The following is a 2301-nucleotide window of genomic DNA, read 5'->3' as shown; positions in this document are numbered from 1 at the left end:
TGGACCCTAGACAAGTCCCATCGTCCCAGGTCAGAGGCACTCCTCGCTTATTTGATCAAGCCTCGGACACTCACACTCGCGAAAGCGCGAGGCTAAGAGGCCACGCGGATAGGCGCGGTTGGGGACACCGGGAGCAGAACGGGCGCAAGTCCCGGTGATCATGGGGTTGCGACGCTCTGTGATTACTGAGGAGACCTGTGCCTGTGCTGCCGTCGTGGCTCACCGAACCGCTCTGGGACCAGTTCGCGGTCCTGCTGCCCGTGCGGCCGGTCTACCATCCCGACCATCCGCTGGGCTGCCACCGTCGGCGCATCAGTGACCGGATCGTCTTCGACAAGATGCTGCAACTGCTGCGGTTCGGCTGTTCCTACGAGGTGATCGCCGACACGACCTGCTCGGCGAGCACGATCCGCAGCCGTCGTGACGAGTGGATACGACTGGGCGTCTTCGCCGAGTTCAAGAGGATCGCCCTGGAGTGCTACGACCGGATCGTCGGCCTCGTCCTCGACCAGATCGCCGTGGACGGCTCCGTCACCAAGGCCCCCGGAGGCGGCGAGGCGGCCGGGCGTTCCCCGGTCGACCGCGGCAAACAGGGCCTGAAACGCTCCGGCATGACCGACGGATACGGCATTCCCCTGGGCCGCGTCCTGGCCGGAGCCAACCGCCACGACTCCCCGCTGCTCGCCCCGACACTGGACCTCCTGGAGGGCCTCGGGCCGCTGCCCGACGACGTGACCGTCCACCTGGATGCCGGCTACGACTCCGACAAGACCCGCGCCCTGCTTGCCGAACGCGGCCTGCACGGCCGGATCGCACACAAGGGCGAGAAGGCGCCGGTCCAGGCCAGTCGGAGGTGGCACGTGGAGCGCACCCACGCCTGGCAGAACGCCTTCCAGCGCCTCGCCCGCTGCTACGAGCGCCGGGCCGTCGTCATCGACGCGTTCTTCGACCTCGCCGACACCGTCATCACCGTCCGCAGCGTGATCCGCCGGGCATGGACAACCCACCGCTGGGACGAACGACCGCAGCGCCGCCGATGACTGCACACCGGCGGTGGCAGGTGATCGTGGTCGCGGTGGGCCGGTGGCTGCGGTTGACCGGCCCCGCCACGGGCCGCCGTATCGGTCCCCTGCTGTCCGGCCGCACCCGACCGGTCACCACGGTCGCGACAGCCGTGACGGACGGCCGCCCCGTCGCTGTCAGTGGCAGCGACGACGGAACAGTACGCGTATGGGACCTGACCACCCACCGGCAGACAGCACCGGCACTGGCCTTCCCCGCACCCGTAGGGCTGGCCCGGGGCGGTTCGTCCTGGTCCTGCTCGTGGCCCTGCGTGCGAATCGACGGCGCCGGGGTCCGTATGCGCCCCGGGCGGTTCCACACGGTTCCACATCCTGGGATGCGGCACGGTCGGGAAGGCAGGAACCTGCGGGGGCAGGCCGGGCTTGGGGGTCCTGGTCGGGTCGTGGTGCGGCTGGCCGGCTGCTGCCGGCGGTGAGTGCTGTGGGTGTGTGGCGGTTTCGGGGCCGTGGTTATCAGTAGATGTACGTAACGGGTTACGGATTTTCCACGTGGGGTTTACCGGGGCCGGTGGGTGTCGGTGGGGGCGTCTACAGTCCCGGTTATGAGTAACGGTGCGCGTGAGGGTGGTTCGGCAACGGCTCTGTCCGGGGCGGGTGCGTGGTGGTCGGATCCGGGGTTGCTGGTGAACGGTGATCCGGATCATGTGTGGGGGTTGCTGGATTCGGGGCTGGGTCCGGGGGCGCGGTTGGCGGCGGCGGTGTATCGGGCGTCGGCGCATGTGCACCGGGGAACGACGCCTGGGGTGCGGCGGCAGTTGCTGGCGTTGGACGCCGCCCGGTACGGGGACCGGGAACTAGCGGCGCGGATCACCGCAGTGCCGGTGAGCGGCGGAACCGGTGTGGGGTGGGGGGTGGAGTGGGCCACTGGCGGCATGGTCGACCACCGCCTCCGGCAGGCACTCGTCGGCCACACCGACTCGGTGCGTGCGGTGGCGACGGGGGTGGTGGACGGCCGCCCCGTCGCCGTCACCGGCAGCGACGACAAGACGGTGCGGGTGTGGGACCTGACCACCGGCCGGCCCGTCGGCGAACCCCTCACCGGCCACACCAGCTCGGTGCGTGCGGTGGCGACGGCAGTGGTGGACGGCCGCCCGGTCGCCGTCACCGGCAGCCACGACGGAGAAGTGCGGGTGTGGGACCTGACCACCGGCCGGCCCGTCGGCGAACCCCTCACCGGCCACACCAGCTCGGTGCGTGCGGTGGCGACGGCAGTGGTGGA

Annotated in this window: 1 protein-coding gene and 1 pseudogene; both read left to right on the top strand. The window is 70.4% G+C overall.

From position 1 onward, the window contains the following. Window positions 1-197 precede the first annotated feature (197 nt). Entirely contained in the window at window positions 198-1040 is an 843-nt protein-coding gene (locus ABZY11_RS44015; protein WP_356484552.1) for an IS5 family transposase, read from the top strand. A 785-nt stretch (window positions 1041-1825) separates the two neighbouring features. Further along, a pseudogene (locus ABZY11_RS44010) lies at window positions 1826-2301 on the top strand (hypothetical protein); the annotation flags it as partial.

This window comes from Streptomyces sp. NPDC006510, from assembly GCF_040611955.1.
GTDB lineage: Bacteria > Actinomycetota > Actinomycetes > Streptomycetales > Streptomycetaceae > Streptomyces.
This window is presented reverse-complemented; position numbering and strand designations above follow the sequence as displayed.